Here is a 15,691-nt window from a genome sequence, read left to right on the forward strand (position 1 = left end):
ACAAACAAAACAAGTGAATTTTTCTATTTTATGTATGTTAAATCAACGTGCATTTATTCAACCGAAAATTATAAATTGATCAAATGATATCAAATACCATTTATTAGCTTTGGAATGAGGAATGAGGTATATTAAGGCTCATGTCCATAACATGTGGTTGATTTCCGTTCCAACTTGGCGCTTTGTAGCTGCCGCTTTACTTTCGCTACTGAAAACATTTGTAGCTGTCGCTCTGCTTTCGCTACTGAAAACATTTTGTTGTTGCTGTCGCTACGCTTTCGCACAGAGCAAAGCTTCCTGGGGGCGTCTGTTGAGCCGCTTCGCTTCGCTGCAGGGTCTTCATCTATGATGCTGATCCCCGAGGAGTCACCCAGTTGAAACGAAGATCAACTTTTAAAATTTTTAGAAATTCTAATTTCAAAAAAATAAAGCGTATAAAAAATAATAATTGATCTATACTATTAAAGATTTCACTTCAAATCCAATGACTAGGAGGGTTAACCCGATGAGTAAGGTTGATCGATAGCTCTGAAGGACCATCATTACTGAATAAAGCTAACGTACAGTTGTCTTAGGACTATCTTAAGATTCTTTGCGGAAGCGAGGCAGTGTGTCATGGAGGAATAAAAGCAAGTGGAGATCAAACCCGGATATTATTTCCGGGTTTTTTTGTTTTACATAATTAGGGGATTTAATTTTAGTTTTAACATATGAAAGGCAATAAAGGCTGTTACGACCATTGAGACTGGGACAAAACCTCATTTTTCTGCAAGTGAAAGTGGAGCGGAGCGCAACAGCAGCGACAAAAATCTTTAATGAACTGCAGTTTTGAGATTTGTCGAGAACTTTTGATTGTTTATCGACCAACTTTTTTAATTTATCAACCAACTTTTGAAAATTATCGACATCTACCTTCATGCAACAGTCTCTGACCTACTCCCAAAACTACTAATCCAATTTCCAAACTTAACCCCTCCTATTCTTCTAATTTAAGTTCCTACCATAATTGTGATATTTATAATAAACAAGTAGTTAACTGTCTATTTATCCCATTTCCTCTATGAATACGATATTAGGAGAGGGGGTGAAATAATGTATTTCGGAAATTTTCTAGATAGAATTTGTAGCAAATGTAATACATTCCCTTGTTGTTGTTTAAGTGGACCTATTCAACGCTCCCCTATTTGGCCAGTTAGACCTACCGTAGCGACTAGGGAAAGTACAAGTGCTACGAGGGGTACTGAGCCTACCGAAAACATTGGAGCAACAGATGCAACTGGATCAATAGGAACTTCTGAACCTGCATTTACAGAAGGTTTCTCGGCTTTCATAAGTTCTTTTAATGTTAGAAGGTCTTCTAACATTAAAAACTGGAGTGTTGTAACACCTTTTTACTCAACACCTGCATTTGATTCAATTACTGGCATATTCACTGTTCCAAAAACAGGAAAATATTGTTTTGAAGCTACCATTAATTTTTCCACAGCTGCAGCTATTTCCTATAATTTAGATGCGGGAGTAAATCCTTCATTTGCAATCCGTAGAAACACGTCGACAAACTTAATAAGTGGGCTCTTACCAATATTAAATATAGACATAAGCCAATTAACTGTACGTACGATTTTAGGTGCTGGAACCGTAACGCTAGTTGGAGTGTTGGACTTAACTGCTGGAGATGCGATTGATTTATTCTATGAAGCTGATGGATTAGATATAGGGCTCATGCTTGGTGGTGCTAATTCTGACGGGATATTATGGTCATGTCATCGAATTTTCTAATAGTAGATTCTAGGTATCTTAAAGTGAAATAAGCCAAGGAAGTTTTATTTAACCTTCCCTGGCTTGTTGTTCAGTGATATTTCGCATCTTCTTTGTACGACTAACCATCTTTAGTTTTATTGCTGCTCAAACATTTCCATTAATATTTTGTTAGCAACGTTTTTACCTTGCTCAACGCACTCAGGTATTGATATTCCTTCGAAAGAACTTCCTGAGAGCTTAACAGTTGGAAAATGTTCTTGCAATTCTTGCTTTACACGCTCTATCTTCGCCTCATGACCTACCGTATACTGCGGCATAGCATTTTTCCAGCGAGAAACTACTGTCATCAACGGTGCTCCATCTACACCAATTGTTTTCATTAAATCCTGCAATACAGTCTTTTCAATTTCAGTATCAGATAACGCTACAACTGCCTCGTCACCCACTCGTCCAATATAACTGCGTAATAGCACATAATCATTTGGTGTTGTGCCAGGCCACTTTCTATTAATCCAAGTGCAAGAAGTTATTGAAAAATCACTATTTCGAGAGACAAAAATTGATAATGCATCTAAGTCACCTAACTGATCTTTTTTAAAGGCCATTGTTACAGTAGCAATAGTTGCTGCCTTCATCGTACTCAATTCAGTTAATAACTGGTGTTTGTTGAACATTTTTTTTGCCGTATTAAATGGTGTGGCAATAATAACAGCATCTGCTTTTAATTGTGTAAAATTATTTAACACAACTTGGACAGTTCCATCCTTACCATGTTCAATTTCTTCAACTTTAACACCCTTCATAACTGTCCCAGGAAGTAGTGATTCTTCAAGCTTTTCGATAAGTGTCTCAAGTCCATTATTAAAAGTTTGAAAAATCCCCTTATCTTTCTCGATGCGATTGTTACTTAAAAAATTCGTACCAGACTTTTTCATACCAATAAGTAGACTACGATATTTTTGTTCTAATTCGTAGAGCTGCGGGAATGTTAAGCGCATGCTTAACTGCTCTATATCACCCGCAAATGTTCCTGCAAGTAATGGTTCTACTAGATTTTCCACAACTTCAGCACCGAATCTTCTTCTAAAAAATTGCCCCAATGGTTGGTCATCATCCTGCGCAGAACGGGTGATGAAAAAATCACCCGCTGCACGGACTTTACCGCTGAGTGAAAACAAACCTGATGTAATAAATGACGAGATAAGCGGTGTTGCCCCAGACAAAAGATTACTAGGGATTCGATATAATTTACTACCAACAGCAATATAATTCGGTCCTGCATTGCTTGTAATCAATTCTTGTTCAATTCCTAAATCCTTTGCCAAAGCATATACATAGTTCTCACGATCAAAAAAAGATTCTGGCCCGCGCTCGATAATAAAGCCATCTTTTCTCAGTGTTTGTATTTTTCCGCCAAGACGTAATGACGACTCGACAAGTACGATATCTAACGGCAATTCTTTTGCGATTGCTTCTTTTTGCAAATAGAACGCAGCTGTGAGGCCAGTAATGCCACCGCCTACAACAACTACCTTACGTCTTTTCTGAGTCACCAACATCATCACTTTCTTTTCGCTTAGCTTAATTTTTTATGAATGGCATCAACCATTGCATCAATAAATAATGGGTGTGTATTTGGCATTGCCGGACGATAATATTTCGCGCCAAGTTCATCACAAACCACTTTACATTCAAAATCGTTGTCATATAAAACTTCTAAATGTTCTGTTACAAAGCCCACTGGCGTGTAAACGAACGAACGGAAGCCCTTTTGCTCGTAAAGTTCACGCGTTAAGTCCTGAACATCTGGACCGATCCAAGGTTCTGGTGTTTGTCCTGCTGATTGCCAGCCAACTTCTACATTCTTTACGCCTGTCGCTTCTTGGATTAGTCGAGCTGTCTCGATTAATTGATCTTCATATGGATCGCCCAACTCTTTAATTTTCTCTGGAAGTGAATGTGCAGACACAATTAAACATGCTTTTTCACGTTCTTCCTCAGACATGGCATGAAATGTTTCATTCACTTTGATTTTCCAATACTCAATGAAATTTGGTTCATCATACCAAGATTCCACAGAAGTAAATGTTAAACGACCTGCAGCTGCTTCTACTGCACGGCCATTATATGATTTAATAGAGAACGTTGAGAAATGAGGCGCTAATACGATAGAAACCGCTTCTTTAATCCCCTCTGCTACCATTTCTTCTACAGCATCTTCAATGAATGGATGGATATGCTTTAAACCGATAAATAATTTGTATTCCACATCATCTTGTACTTCATTTAAGCGCGCACATAAAGCTTCAGCCTGTGCTTTTGTAGTAGCAGCAAGTGGCGATAAACCACCGATTGCTTCATAACGACTACGTAAATCTTCTAAATGCTCTTCTGATGGTTTGCGACCGTGGCGGATATGTGTATAGTAAGGTTCGATGTCTTCTTCTTTATAGGGTGTTCCGTATGCCATTACTAATAAGCCTTTAATTTCTTTCATTAACTTTTCACCTCTAAAATAGTTAAAATTATATCTTTAATGTGACAAAAAGAAGCTGTCCAATTCATCAGATTGGACAGCATCCTTTCTTATGAATGAAATTAGAACTTCTTTCATAGAAAAGGATATAAGATTTAAAATCTTGGTCACTTCTACATTATTTAAGAACGTGCTTGGATTTGTTGAGCACTATATTCATGAATTAATGTCGTTAAGCGTTTTAACACTTCTGGGTCTACCTCTGGGAATACACCATGACCTAAGTTAAAAATATGTCCAGGCATTTCTAAACCTTGATCAATAATATCTTTCGTACGCTTCTCAATAACAGACCAATCCGCAAGTAATAGCGATGGATCTAAGTTACCTTGAACTGGTTTTGTAATACCGTTTGCACGCGCTTCTTTAATTGGTAAACGCCAATCTAAGCCAACAACATCTATCGGTAAATCATTCCATTCTTTCGCTAAATGACTTGCACCGACACCAAACTGAATAAGTGGCACATTTTCTTTTTTCAACTCAGCAAAAATACGTGTCATAATTGGTTTAATGAAAACACGATAGTCTTCAACATTTAAAGCACCAACCCAAGAATCGAATACTTGGATCGCCTTTGCTCCCGCTTCAACTTGGGCAGTAACATCAGAAATAATCATGTCAGCTAATTTATCCATTAATGCAAACCAAGCTTGAGGCTCTGATACCATAAATGACTTTGTTTTATTATAGTTTCTTGAAGGCCCACCTTCAATCATATAGCTTGCAAGAGTGAACGGCGCCCCAGCAAAGCCAATTAATGGTACATTCAACTGCTCTTCTGTTAACAATTTAATCGTTTCTAAAACGAATGGTGTATGTTCTTTCGCATTGAATTCACCTAATTTTTCTATATCAGCGACAGATCGAATAGGGTTTGAAATTACAGGACCTACGCCTGCTTTAATTTCTACATCTACACCAATACCCGGAAGAGGCGTTACAATATCTTTGTATAAAATTGCCGCATCAACATTGTAATTTTCGACTGGTAAACGCGTTACATACGCGCAAAGCTCAGGTTGATGTGTAATTTCCTCTAAGGAGTACTTTTCTTTTATTACACGATATTCTGGCTGAGAGCGTCCTGCTTGTCGCATATACCATACTGGTGTATGCTCCGTTCTTTCTCCTCGTGCAGCACGTAGAAGTGTATCATTAAAAGTTGTCATGAATATTTCCTTCCCCTCGATAAAATTTATATCGTAAAATTCTCTTGTTTATTTCGTTATTATTGATATCCGTTTTCAATAGTAAACGCTTCCTCTGATATTGTATAGTTTTCCTAGAGAAATGTCATAAAATTGTTCTTTCTAAGATTTTTTCTTTTTGACAAAGCTTTAGACTTACACTTAAATGGAGATAATCACACTAGATTATCAATTTAATGAAGATGAAGATGAACATTCATAAGGAGGGCAAATTTATGTATATTTATTTAACTTCTGGTACAGGTGATTTTTTACAACAGTTAAAAAATAAATATCCAAAAGAAGAAATGATTTTAATACACGGAGAAGGTAACTCTGTGCTTATACATGAAACAGAAGGGAAATCTGTATTTGCCACACCACGAAAGTTTGAAGTACTAGATTCAGTCCATAATTTAGAAGAACGCGGCTTCTTCTTCTTCAACAATATTCCCGTTACAGATGAAGGTCGACCAGTTTTTGAACATCGCGTTTTAAACCGAGCACGCGCTATAGAAGATGAGCCAGGCTTTGTAGCATTTCGACTACTCCGTCCATTAAACAGTGAAACCTACATTGTTATGACACAATGGCACGGTCCTCATTCATTTGAAGCATGGAAAAGCTCAAACGCCTTTACATCAGCCCATACTGAACTTGAAGAACCAACAGGCGTAAATCAGCAAAACATTTTCTCAGCAGCTTCCTATGTCACAACCTATAGCGTCGATCCAAAAGAAGAAGACGAAGCTTAGTTGAGGGGCGCGGGTATTTACTCCGGTTCCGCGGGTATTCCCCGGACGCGCGGGTATTTGCTCCTCTTTCGCGGGTATTCTCCTCGGACGCGCGGGTATTTGCTCCTCTTTCGCGGGTATTCTCACGGCGCGCGGGTATTTGCTTCGCTTTCGCGGGTATTCTCACGGGGCGCGCGGGTATTTGCTACGTTTTCGCGAGTATTCCTCGGGCGCGCGGGTATTTGCTTCGCTTCCGCGGGTATTCTCCTCGGGCGCGCGGGTATTTACTCCGGTTCCGCGGGTATTCCCCGGACGCGCGGGTATTTGCTTCGCTTTCGCGGGTATTCTCCTCGGGCGCGCGGGTATTTACTCTTCTTCCGCGGATACTCCTCGGGCGCGCGGGTATTTGCTTCGCTTTCGCGGGTATTCTCCCCGGGCGCGCGGGTATTTGCTACGCTTCCGCGAGTACTCTCCCGTGAAAAGTGTTGACCTACGTTTTATCTTGTTAATAAAACTATTATTTTGTTAATACAATTGAAGATAATCTGTTTAAGGAGGTTTACTATGAACCAACATCTACTCGAAAAGATCGATGCTCATTTTGATGAAATGGTGGCTATTCGCCGTCATCTACATATGCATCCGGAGCTAAGCTTCCAGAAGCAAGACACCGCCAATTATATTGTTCAATTTTATAAAAAGTTAGGCGTGCCGGTCGAAGCTAATGTTAGTGGCTATGGTCTGATTGCACGGATTAAAGGAAGCAAGCCTGGCAAAACAATTGCCTTACGCGCAGACTTTGATGCACTTCCTATACAAGATGAAAAAGATGTACCCTATAGATCAACTGTGCCTGGCGTAATGCATGCTTGTGGGCATGATGGTCATACGGCTACTTTGTTAATTATCGGTAAGCTATTGTGGGAAATGCGCGATGAGTTAGTTGGAGAATATGTACTAATTCACCAACATGCCGAAGAGGTTGATCCAGGTGGAGCAATTGGGATGGTACAGGCTGGGGCTTTGAATGGTGTTGATGCCATTTTTGGTACACATCTTTCTTCTAACCATCCAACAGGCATGATTGGCTACCGCGTAGGGCCGACGATGGCTGCTGTTGATAGTTTTGAAATAAAAATTCAAGGCCAGGGCGGTCATGGCGCTCATCCAGATCAAACAAAGGATGCGATTGTTATTGGCTCTCAGCTTGTTATAAATTTACAACAGCTTGTCGCACGTCGTGTTGCCCCAACCGAATCGGCTGTTTTGTCAGTTGGTTCATTCGTGGCATCTAATGCTGACAATATTATTGCCGATACAGCCTATTTAAATGGTACAATTCGAACATTTAATAAGGATGTTCGTGAAACGATGGAACGTGAGTTTAAACGGATTATTCAAGGTACAGAAATTGCGCATGATTGTACAATTAAACTGAATTATCGTCGTGGCTACCCTGCAGTTGTAAATCATGAGAAGGAAACACTGTTTGTGCGTAATATCGCACAGGATATTTGCGATGTTACTGAGATTGAAGCAACTATGGGGGCTGAAGATTTCTCTTATTACTTAGAAGAAAAGCCAGGTACATTCTTCTTTACTGGTGCCGCACCAGCTGAATATGCACCACATCATCATCCAAAATTCGATATAGATGAAAAAGGCATGCTTATTGCTGCAAAGGTATTAGTAACAGCAGCACTAGATTATCAATTAATAGAATAAAAAATAAAGCTCATTTTTCCAATCAAAGAATTGGAGAAATGAGCTTTTATAATTTGCTGATCACCATAACGTGGGTTGATTTCCGTTCCGACTGGGGTGTCCGATGAGCCGCTTCGCTGCAGGGTCTCATCTGTGGCGCTGTGAACCCGAGGAGTCGCCCAGTCTCCACTCCAATCAACTTATTCACATGGCATACATTTTAACAAAATGCATCTACCCTTTGGTGATAAGCCGAAATTAATCATATTCAGGATTTCGAGACTCTAGCAGTCAATTCACTAATAACCAAAATGATAATAATGGTTACATAAAACATAGGCTGTGTGATACCACAAAGGCCCACGATAATAGCTTGAACTACCATCGCTAGTCGCACAATTTGTTTGACCGCTTCTTTGCGTGCTTCATCTGGTAAAGGATAAAGCATGTCCATGCGGAATTCACCGCTTGCTAATAATGCTTGCTTTAACTGTATTGTTGTAGCAAAGCTCAATGCACCTGCAACAATCCATGTAACGACAGGGATATCTACAAAGGCTGCAATAACAGCTGAAATCACTGTTAATCGTAACCATAAATAAAAATGATCGTCTGTACGCACAAATGTCCGGAACACTAAGTACTTTTGAGCATTGTCCTTCTTGTACGACACAAATTTGTAAATCCAGTCAAGCCAACCACGACGGCGGATGCTTCCACGTAAATGCGGAACGTCTGTGAAATAATTAGCAAAACGATAGAAGCTCATCATGCGATTTTGTTCTAGCTTCACAAAATGCTCGTACGGTACAGGCTCACCAGCACATTTTTTCTTAAATATAACAATATACACACACCCAATAGCAACAGCAACAAGTACTAAAATGAGTTGCATATTAAGCCCCATATACACAGCAACACCAAAGATAACAGCTCGAATTAGCCTGTCCACCCAAATCATTTGACCACGTTCACTATAACGATAGCTAAATTCACCTTGAACGCTCAAATACTTCAATACAATAATAAGGAAGAAAACTGACCAAATCTCAAATGTTGTTAATTCAGTAACAGCCTTTAATAAAGGAATACTAACGATATAAACTATCGCTACAACCCAAATTTGTGACCAAAACGTCCACGCTAATGCCTTTTTAAAATACTGTGACATTTTTGATTCTAAAGGTAATAAATATACTTGGTCTGGCTCTCTCAAAAGTGAAGTTGGACGACTAAATGCTAGTAAAATCCCCACTACCACTGCAATTAAAACCACTGCTGGAAAATCAGGCTGTACGATTTTCAGCCATTCACTATATTGATAGCCCCCTGCTCCAATAAGAAATACTAGTACAATCGCTATATGCCCCGTAAAAATAAATCGCATATATTTTTGCACTTCACCTATATAATGCATGAAGCGAGAGGACCATACATCACGCAAGTTCTTCATGGTCGCGCTCCTTTGTCATTGCAATATATAAGTCATCTAATGTCGCATTTGGCATCGCAAATGCCTTTCGTAGATCTTCCATTGTTCCTTGTGCCCGCACACGACCTTCATGCAATAAAATTATGCGGTCACAATGCTTTTCAGCGGTCGATAAAATATGCGTCGACATTAATATAGAAGCGCCCTCTTTTTTCTTTTCATCCATCTGATCAAGCAAGGATTGAATCCCAAGCGGATCGAGTCCCACAAAAGGCTCATCAATAATGTAAAGACTTGGATTGACTAAAAAAGCGCACATAATCATAACCTTTTGACGCATCCCTTTTGAGAAATGCGATGGGAACCAATTAAGTCGTTTTTCCATTCGAAATTCCTTTAATAATAATTGCGAACGTGCTGCAAGCGTTGCTTCATCTAACCCGTAAGCCATTGCAGTTAATTCTAAATGTTCACGTAATGTTAGCTCATCGTATAATACAGGTGTTTCAGGAATATAAGAAAATGCTGTACGATACTTGTCCGTATTTTCCTTTAACGTCACACCATTTAAACGAATGTCTCCTTCTTTTGGAAGCATCGTTCCAATAATATGCTTAATCGTTGTACTTTTACCAGCACCGTTCAAGCCGATTAAGCCAACCAACTCTCCTTTTTCAATTGTAAATGATAAATCTTTAATTACAGGCTTTCTTGTATAACCACCTGTCACATGTTGTACCTCTAATACCGTCATACCCTCACTCCTCTTCTTGTTTATATTTTATCAAAAATTAGCAAATGATACAGTTATGAGTGTGATAGAATGTACTTACATATAAAATAAGGGGGAATTTTCAAATGAGCGATTGCCTATTTTGCAAAATCATTGATGGATCCATTCCGAGTACAAAAATTTATGAAGACGAACATGTCTATGCATTTACTGACATTTCGCCTGTAGCAAAAGGTCATACACTATTAATCCCAAAACATCACTGTAAGGATCTATTTGAAATGCCTGCGGATGTAGCTAGCAATTTATATGCAGTAGCACCGAAAATTGCAAATGCTATTAAAGCTGCTTTTAATCCAATTGGACTGAATACAATTAATAATAACGGTGCTGCAGCTGGACAAACTGTTTTCCACTACCACTTACATTTTATTCCGCGTTACGATGAAAAAGAAGGTTTGGGCTTAATTTGGCAAACACAAAAATATACACCAGAGCAATTAAGTGACGTTGCAGAAAGCATTAAAGCCAACCTTTAAATCAATTATACCTCGGCATAATTACGTCCGGAATCGAAAAGAAGTTAAATGGCAAACACTTGAATTATCAGAATAGTATATTGCAATTTACTTGTATTTATCGTACAATCACAAATAAGTTTCGCTAACGGTCATGAGGACACGTTAGGAGACAAATAGATTAGCTTAGTTGAGGAGAGATTAGAAATGAATACAAAGAATTTAGTTTTAATGGCACTTTTAGTTGGTGTCGGTGCTGCACTTTATGTAGTTACACCAGGTATGGTAAACGGTATGAAGCCTGATTTCATGCTAACAATGATGTTTATTGGCATTTTATTGTTCCCTACTGTTAAAGAAACGTTTTTACTTTCTTTAGTGACAGGTGTACTTTCCGGATTGTTTACAACGTTTCCGGCTGGCCTTGTTCCAAATATTATCGATAAAGCAGTTACAGGTTTTGTCTTTTTAATTGCCTTACTTGTACTAAAAAAATTGGTAAACAATTTCGTCGTATCAGCTAGCTTAGTTGGTTTAGGAACAATTTTATCTGGAACTGTCTTTTTAGCAGTAGCACTTTTTGTGTTCAACGCAAATGTTGGTGCAACATTCGCTGTTCTTTTTGTAGGTGTTGTACTACCTGCTGTAGCATTTAATGTCATCGCTTTTGCAATTATTTATCCTATAGTTGCAAAATTAGTGAAACGTTCTAAATTCAAGACAGCTATTTCAATTTAACAAAAAGCTGCATAAGCTAGAAAATGCACTTTAATCTAACAAAGGAAGCTAAACTGTGATACAAAATCACTCGTTTAGTTTCTTTTTTCTTTTTGTATCTGTGCATTTCATGGTTTAATAGTAGATAACACATAACAATTATAGAAATGAGGTATTCAATATGAAAGCAAAACCATTTTTATTTGGACTGACAGCTGGGATTGTCGGCGGGACAATCGCTGTACTTTTTTCAACTCCTCAATCAGGACAACAATTACGCGCTAATTTGCGAGCAAATGCTGAAAGTACTAAGGACAAACTTTTAGATGTGAAGCAGCAAGTAGACACAGTGAAACAATCCGTTAATTCATTAACAATTGAAGTGAAAAATAATATACCACAAATAGTAAATGATTTAAAACAAACAATAGCTACATTTACAGAAGAAATCGAGCCGTCAAAGAATAACTTACAACAAGAAATAGAAGCATTACAGAATTCAATAAGCGAAATCGAGAAAAATGTCGCACATTTCACAGAAAAAGGGAAAAAGTCACAAGAAAAAATTAGCGACTAAAGCCCTCCATGACCACTAGAAAATCTATATTTTTATTAAAAATAATTGCTATAATATCATTTTTTAACCACTTTTCAATTTTTTAATTTTTCTAACTTTAAACTTTTTTTCTTTATTGCTATAATATTTTTAAAATGTTAAAGAAAGCAGTAGGTGATGGCTTTGTCAGAGGAATTATATACTCAAAAAGAAGCGATGCTTTATAGTCAAAGAATTGCGCAATTATCAAAAGCCTTATGGAAAGCGGTTGAAAAAGATTGGCAGCAATGGATTAAACCCTACGATTTAAATATTAACGAACATCATATTTTATGGATTTCGTATCATTTAAAAGGGGCTTCGATTTCCGATGTAGCAAAGTTTGGGGTTATGCACGTTTCGACTGCATTTAATTTTTCTAAGAAGTTAGAAGAGCGTGGATTCCTAAAGTTTTCAAAGCGGGATGACGACAAACGTAATACGTATGTTGAGTTAACAGAAGCAGGTACAGACCTTATTATTGAAATGAACAATAATTATCATAATACGTATCATTCTGTGCTTGAAGGCTCGTTAGCTTTAAAAGACTTATACGGACGCTTCCCAGAATTTTTAGATGTTATGGCTGTTATTCGTAATATATACGGAGAAGACTTCATCGACATCTTCGAGCGTTCCTTCCAGCACTTCCGTAATTCCTTGGACACGATGGAAGAACGTTCAACTGTAAAAGGATGAAAGTGAGCTAATCGAGCTTTTAAGGTCCGTTATTCATGAAGGCAGTACAGACTCAGTCTCGATTTTATCATGGAAATGCTTCTTACTGACCAATCAATTATGCCTCGGCATAATTGCGTCCGGAATCGGCTTTGAGCTTAGGCCTGCACGATGCAGGTCAGTTAGCCGTTATCGCATGGATGCGATGATTTTAGGCTAACATCCCCTAAGCACTCCTTTCCGATTCCGTGACATCGGCCAGAGGCTTAACTTCTTTCAGCGGGTGTTTGGACACCCGCTGAAAAGTAACTTAAATTCGCATTCATCTCATTACCTATAGAGGTGGGAGACTTCTGTAGCTGACGCTTTGCTTTCGCTACAAAAGACATTTGCTGAAAGAAGTTAAAGTGAGAGAAGATAAATGCTAAAAGAGGTATTTCAGAAATTTCTGAGATACCTCCTTTTTCTTGCATTCTAACATAAATCAATTTACATTAAATAGGACCCTTCCTATTACGGAGTTGATAAACCATGCATTGTTGGAAAATTTTAAACCTAGAACATCATTACGGAACAACGCGTATCATACTAATGTCTGTAATTGTTTTTTTAACCGTCTTTTCTCTTTCCTATGTAACACTTAATTTATTTAATGACGAGCACTATACCGATCATTTATTATGGCTATTTGTTATTGCTATATTAGCACTCTATCCAATTCATAAATGCTTTCACTTTCTAGCATTGTATGATTTACGTCAACATTTAAAATTACGTGTGCGTACCCAATTTTATGTTATTCCTGTTCTACACATGCGTATTCAGGAGCCTTTATCGAAAAATCGTTATATTTTAGCTTTACTCACGCCATTTATTGTTATAAATACAGGTATTTTAATTGGTACATTGCTATTCCCTGCATATACCCATTACGGCACATTGCTTTTAGCTTACCATTGTAGTCTATGTTTAATTGATATTTTGTATGTGAAATATTTATTGAATTCACCTAAAGACTCCCAAATTGAAGAGACACCAAAGGGCTATGAAATTTTAGTGCCGCCCACTATTCTCTAAATTGCTTGTACTTGTGTTTTATGAACGTTTTTTGTTATGCTATTAATACTGAAAGAGGGGAGGAATAGACTTGCTATTAATGATTGTAGTTCTATTCTCGGTATTCTATTTATTTCAAATAAACCGCATGACTTATGCACTGTGCATGCGACGTGAAATTCCCGAAGAAAAACAGCCAAAAATATTCCGAACTATAAATATACTGATTACAATTTTACTTGTCTCATTTTATATTGAAATTTTATATGCTGTATAGTTAAAAAGAAAAAGTGCAGCCGCGCCCGTTTGCTCGCATGGAGGTAAGTTTGACACCCCATGTGACATCGCGTTCTTACCAATCTTATTTTTGGGACGCGACCCCAAGCGTGCGCGCGAATGCCTTATATTGTTAAGAAAAGCTAAGGACGATTAAATCCTTAGCTTTTCGCCATTTTAACCTACATATAACCGGCAGTAAGACTCGACTTCAAACTGATCGGGGTAAATCAGAGTATTTGGGAGCGACTGCCAGTAAATCATGCCACCAGGATGTTGGTCACACAAGCGTTTTCACAAGATATGACCTCTATCCTTTAGAGAAGAGGGAAATGAACCCCTCTGAATGAAGTTTCATTTTATCAATTAGTATAGGAACGCTGCACCAACAATAATTAATAAAATAAATAACACGACTATTAAAGCAAAGCTTGAGCCTGAACCATAGCCGCCGCCACCGCCGCCGTATCCTCCGCTGCCCATAACTTCACCCCCTTTCTTTTCTATATCCTATGCGCTTCAAAATTAGAAATATAGGCTATACTCAAGGGGGGAACCATTTTGTTTTTAATACGTTTATGTTATAGTAAGCAATGGACGAAACCACGTTAGGAGAGAATATCTACTATGAAAAAGACAGTTTTATCTGTAACATTAGCCGCTTCGGTACTAGCGCTCGGTGCTTGTAGCGGAGGAGACAAAGAAACGATTGTTACTTCAAAAGCAGGCGACATTTCAGTTGCTGACTTTAATGAAACAGCAAAAACTTTAGCAGGCCCTGCTATAATACAACAAATGGTGTCTGAAAAATTATTAGCTGATAAGTACGAAGTAACAGATAAAGAAATCCAAGAAGCTTATGACGCAATGGCTTCGCAATTCGGTGGTAACTTTGACAAAGTTCTTAAAGAAAATGGCTTAACTGAAAAAGACTTTAAAGAAACTTTACGCTTCCCACTTCTTCAAGAAAAAGCTTTAAAAGATAAAGCTATTAAAGAAGAGGATGTAAAAAAATATTATGAGCAAATGAAAACAGAGTTAAATGGTCGTCATATTTTAGTGGCAGATGAGAAAACTGCTAATGAAGTTATTGCCAAAATTAAAGGCGGCGCACCTTTTGCGGACGTAGCAAAAGAATACTCAACTGATACTGGCTCTGCTGCAAAAGGCGGAGAGCTAGGCTGGTTCTCTGTTGGCGCAATGGTAGAAGAATTTAATGATGCTGCTTATGCCCTTCCTTTAAAGACATTAAGCGAACCTGTAAAAACAAGCTTTGGTTACCACATTATTGAAATTACGGACAAGCGTGATGTAAAAGGTGTTGGCTCATTCAAAGACGAAGAAGATAACATTCGTACACAAATGCTAGGTAAATTAAAGAATACAGGTGAAGATCAGAAGATCATTAAAGATATCGTTGCAAATCTTGCGAAGGACGCTGATGTAAAAACATCTGATAAAGAATTCAAAGCAGCTATAGACGCCCTTTCAACAACAAGTGAAGAACAAGCTAAAAAAGCTGAAGAAGACGCTAAAAAAGCTGAAGAAAAAGCGGCTAAAGAAAATAAAGATAACAAAGATAAATCTGAAGATAACAAAGACAAATCTGAAGATACAGAATCTAAATAGTTGTTATTTTTACTATATGAAAAAGGGTTACGCTAATACAGGCGTAACCCTTTTTGTATGCTGTTTTTTTGAAATAAAGTTATTCTATCAAAGCAAATGAAAAGGATTCATTTTTTTGATTTAAGACAGCTT

General features: G+C 38.0%; 19 protein-coding genes. 10 read left to right on the forward strand and 9 right to left on the reverse strand.

The genetic code is table 11. The features are described from left to right. Positions 1–131: 131 nt before the first annotated feature. Both QUF91_RS23430 and QUF91_RS23435 read right to left on the reverse strand, forming a co-directional pair. Complete coding sequence (locus QUF91_RS23430; protein WP_289419527.1) at positions 132–284, reverse strand: hypothetical protein; 153 nt, start codon at positions 282–284, stop codon at positions 132–134. Positions 285–582: 298 nt separating this feature from the next. Then, the gene (locus tag QUF91_RS23435; protein WP_289419528.1) at positions 583–918 is read right to left on the reverse strand and encodes a hypothetical protein; all 336 of its coding nucleotides are present in this window, start codon (positions 916–918) and stop codon (positions 583–585) included. A gap of 174 nt (positions 919–1,092) precedes the next feature. Here QUF91_RS23435 and QUF91_RS23440 point away from each other — a divergent pair, with 174 nt between their 5' ends. Beyond that, a complete protein-coding gene (locus tag QUF91_RS23440) occupies positions 1,093–1,779 on the forward strand; it encodes a hypothetical protein (protein ID WP_289419529.1) in 687 nt (228 codons plus the stop codon). Positions 1,780–1,895: 116 nt separating this feature from the next. Here the strand turns inward: QUF91_RS23440 and hemY are convergent, their stop codons facing one another. From hemY to hemE, 3 genes are all read right to left on the reverse strand, one after another. Continuing rightward, the gene (gene hemY, locus QUF91_RS23445; protein ID WP_285396364.1) at positions 1,896–3,323 is read right to left on the reverse strand and encodes a protoporphyrinogen oxidase; all 1,428 of its coding nucleotides are present in this window, start codon (positions 3,321–3,323) and stop codon (positions 1,896–1,898) included. Positions 3,324–3,337: 14 nt separating this feature from the next. Continuing rightward, the gene (gene hemH, locus QUF91_RS23450; RefSeq protein ID WP_289419530.1) at positions 3,338–4,258 is read right to left on the reverse strand and encodes a ferrochelatase; all 921 of its coding nucleotides are present in this window, start codon (positions 4,256–4,258) and stop codon (positions 3,338–3,340) included. 161 nt (positions 4,259–4,419) lie between these two features. Then, positions 4,420–5,469 carry a uroporphyrinogen decarboxylase gene (hemE, locus tag QUF91_RS23455; RefSeq protein ID WP_285396361.1) on the reverse strand — a complete coding sequence of 350 codons (1,050 nt, stop codon included), beginning with the start codon at positions 5,467–5,469 and terminating at the stop codon, positions 4,420–4,422. A gap of 254 nt (positions 5,470–5,723) precedes the next feature. Between hemE and QUF91_RS23460 the strand changes: the two genes are divergently transcribed. Together QUF91_RS23460 and QUF91_RS23465 are read left to right on the forward strand one after the other, a co-directional pair. Continuing rightward, complete coding sequence (locus tag QUF91_RS23460; RefSeq protein ID WP_285396360.1) at positions 5,724–6,242, forward strand: antibiotic biosynthesis monooxygenase family protein; 519 nt, start codon at positions 5,724–5,726, stop codon at positions 6,240–6,242. A gap of 543 nt (positions 6,243–6,785) precedes the next feature. Continuing rightward, positions 6,786–7,946: an amidohydrolase gene (locus QUF91_RS23465; RefSeq protein WP_289419532.1), complete on the forward strand. Its 1,161-nt coding sequence runs from the start codon at positions 6,786–6,788 to the stop codon at positions 7,944–7,946. A gap of 247 nt (positions 7,947–8,193) precedes the next feature. Here the strand turns inward: QUF91_RS23465 and QUF91_RS23470 are convergent, their stop codons facing one another. Together QUF91_RS23470 and QUF91_RS23475 are read right to left on the reverse strand one after the other, a co-directional pair. Continuing rightward, entirely contained in the window at positions 8,194–9,378 is a 1,185-nt protein-coding gene (locus tag QUF91_RS23470) for an ABC transporter permease (protein WP_289419533.1), read from the reverse strand. Then, a complete protein-coding gene (locus QUF91_RS23475) occupies positions 9,362–10,111 on the reverse strand; it encodes an ABC transporter ATP-binding protein (protein ID WP_289419534.1) in 750 nt (249 codons plus the stop codon). Before QUF91_RS23475 ends, QUF91_RS23470 begins: the two co-directional genes overlap by 17 nt. Before the next feature lie 104 nt (positions 10,112–10,215). On the opposite strand from QUF91_RS23475, the gene QUF91_RS23480 reads away from it, so the two are divergent. From QUF91_RS23480 to QUF91_RS23495, 4 genes are all read left to right on the forward strand, one after another. Continuing rightward, the gene (locus tag QUF91_RS23480; RefSeq protein ID WP_285396356.1) at positions 10,216–10,629 is read left to right on the forward strand and encodes an HIT family protein; all 414 of its coding nucleotides are present in this window, start codon (positions 10,216–10,218) and stop codon (positions 10,627–10,629) included. A 186-nt stretch (positions 10,630–10,815) separates the two neighbouring features. Further along, positions 10,816–11,346 carry a tryptophan transporter gene (locus QUF91_RS23485; RefSeq protein ID WP_285396355.1) on the forward strand — a complete coding sequence of 177 codons (531 nt, stop codon included), beginning with the start codon at positions 10,816–10,818 and terminating at the stop codon, positions 11,344–11,346. A 160-nt stretch (positions 11,347–11,506) separates the two neighbouring features. After that, the gene (locus QUF91_RS23490) at positions 11,507–11,902 is read left to right on the forward strand and encodes a YtxH domain-containing protein (protein WP_289419535.1); all 396 of its coding nucleotides are present in this window, start codon (positions 11,507–11,509) and stop codon (positions 11,900–11,902) included. 156 nt (positions 11,903–12,058) lie between these two features. After that, positions 12,059–12,619 (forward strand): HTH-type transcriptional regulator Hpr, encoded by a 561-nt coding sequence (locus QUF91_RS23495; protein WP_289419536.1) that lies wholly within the window; start codon positions 12,059–12,061, stop codon positions 12,617–12,619. A 245-nt stretch (positions 12,620–12,864) separates the two neighbouring features. Here the strand turns inward: QUF91_RS23495 and QUF91_RS23500 are convergent, their stop codons facing one another. Next, positions 12,865–13,071 carry a hypothetical protein gene (locus QUF91_RS23500; protein WP_285396352.1) on the reverse strand — a complete coding sequence of 69 codons (207 nt, stop codon included), beginning with the start codon at positions 13,069–13,071 and terminating at the stop codon, positions 12,865–12,867. Positions 13,072–13,129: 58 nt separating this feature from the next. Between QUF91_RS23500 and QUF91_RS23505 the strand changes: the two genes are divergently transcribed. Both QUF91_RS23505 and QUF91_RS23510 read left to right on the forward strand, forming a co-directional pair. Next, positions 13,130–13,675, forward strand: coding sequence for a DUF3267 domain-containing protein (locus QUF91_RS23505; RefSeq protein WP_289419539.1), 546 nt, complete (start codon positions 13,130–13,132; stop codon positions 13,673–13,675). A 70-nt stretch (positions 13,676–13,745) separates the two neighbouring features. Beyond that, positions 13,746–13,931, forward strand: a complete 186-nt coding sequence (locus QUF91_RS23510) for a hypothetical protein (RefSeq protein WP_285396350.1) — start codon at positions 13,746–13,748, stop codon at positions 13,929–13,931. A 365-nt stretch (positions 13,932–14,296) separates the two neighbouring features. On the opposite strand, the gene QUF91_RS23515 is transcribed toward QUF91_RS23510, so the two are convergent. Next, positions 14,297–14,413 carry a YjcZ family sporulation protein gene (locus QUF91_RS23515; RefSeq protein WP_289419540.1) on the reverse strand — a complete coding sequence of 39 codons (117 nt, stop codon included), beginning with the start codon at positions 14,411–14,413 and terminating at the stop codon, positions 14,297–14,299. A gap of 144 nt (positions 14,414–14,557) precedes the next feature. Here QUF91_RS23515 and QUF91_RS23520 point away from each other — a divergent pair, with 144 nt between their 5' ends. Next, positions 14,558–15,559, forward strand: a complete 1,002-nt coding sequence (locus QUF91_RS23520) for a peptidylprolyl isomerase (protein WP_289419541.1) — start codon at positions 14,558–14,560, stop codon at positions 15,557–15,559. Positions 15,560–15,691 lie beyond the last annotated feature (132 nt).

Source organism: Lysinibacillus sp. G4S2, assembly GCF_030348505.1.
GTDB lineage: Bacteria > Bacillota > Bacilli > Bacillales_A > Planococcaceae > Lysinibacillus.

Coding starts and splice junctions, on each gene's coding strand:
- QUF91_RS23435 (WP_289419528.1), bottom strand. CDS start 918: ATGAAGGTAGATGTCGATAATTTTCAAAAGTTGGTTGATAAATTAAAA.
- QUF91_RS23440 (WP_289419529.1), top strand. CDS start 1,093: ATGTATTTCGGAAATTTTCTAGATAGAATTTGTAGCAAATGTAATACA.
- hemY (WP_285396364.1), bottom strand. CDS start 3,323: ATGATGTTGGTGACTCAGAAAAGACGTAAGGTAGTTGTTGTAGGCGGT.
- hemH (WP_289419530.1), bottom strand. CDS start 4,258: ATGAAAGAAATTAAAGGCTTATTAGTAATGGCATACGGAACACCCTAT.
- hemE (WP_285396361.1), bottom strand. CDS start 5,469: ATGACAACTTTTAATGATACACTTCTACGTGCTGCACGAGGAGAAAGA.
- QUF91_RS23460 (WP_285396360.1), top strand. CDS start 5,724: ATGTATATTTATTTAACTTCTGGTACAGGTGATTTTTTACAACAGTTA.
- QUF91_RS23465 (WP_289419532.1), top strand. CDS start 6,786: ATGAACCAACATCTACTCGAAAAGATCGATGCTCATTTTGATGAAATG.
- QUF91_RS23470 (WP_289419533.1), bottom strand. CDS start 9,378: ATGAAGAACTTGCGTGATGTATGGTCCTCTCGCTTCATGCATTATATA.
- QUF91_RS23475 (WP_289419534.1), bottom strand. CDS start 10,111: ATGACGGTATTAGAGGTACAACATGTGACAGGTGGTTATACAAGAAAG.
- QUF91_RS23480 (WP_285396356.1), top strand. CDS start 10,216: ATGAGCGATTGCCTATTTTGCAAAATCATTGATGGATCCATTCCGAGT.
- QUF91_RS23485 (WP_285396355.1), top strand. CDS start 10,816: ATGAATACAAAGAATTTAGTTTTAATGGCACTTTTAGTTGGTGTCGGT.
- QUF91_RS23490 (WP_289419535.1), top strand. CDS start 11,507: ATGAAAGCAAAACCATTTTTATTTGGACTGACAGCTGGGATTGTCGGC.
- QUF91_RS23495 (WP_289419536.1), top strand. CDS start 12,059: ATGGCTTTGTCAGAGGAATTATATACTCAAAAAGAAGCGATGCTTTAT.
- QUF91_RS23500 (WP_285396352.1), bottom strand. CDS start 13,071: ATGCAAGAAAAAGGAGGTATCTCAGAAATTTCTGAAATACCTCTTTTA.
- QUF91_RS23505 (WP_289419539.1), top strand. CDS start 13,130: ATGCATTGTTGGAAAATTTTAAACCTAGAACATCATTACGGAACAACG.
- QUF91_RS23515 (WP_289419540.1), bottom strand. CDS start 14,413: ATGGGCAGCGGAGGATACGGCGGCGGTGGCGGCGGCTATGGTTCAGGC.
- QUF91_RS23520 (WP_289419541.1), top strand. CDS start 14,558: ATGAAAAAGACAGTTTTATCTGTAACATTAGCCGCTTCGGTACTAGCG.